General features: G+C 73.6%; 1 pseudogene. It reads left to right on the top strand.

The features are described from left to right. Positions 1 to 258: pseudogene (locus tag AC5RUJ_RS19090) on the top strand (ATPase); the annotation flags it as partial.

The raw sequence follows: 258 nt of genomic DNA, 5'->3' as shown, positions 1-258 counted from the left end.
CGGCGCTGCGCGCCCTGATCGCCCCGCTGGCCCACGGGGCGGTCGTCCATGTTGTCCACGACACCCGCCTGGTGCTCGCCGCCGGACGCCTCCGCACCGGGATCGGCGTGGTCGCCGGAACCGGATCGTCCGTGTGGGGCATCAACGAGGCCGGGCTTGAGGTCCGCGCCGGCGGCTGGGGGCACCTGTTGGGCGATGAGGGCAGCGGCTACTGGCTGGGGCGGGAAGTTGTGGCACCCTACGACGCCGATATCGCCG

The sequence above is a fragment of the Arthrobacter sp. Y3223164 genome (assembly GCF_059091005.1).
This window is presented reverse-complemented; position numbering and strand designations above follow the sequence as displayed.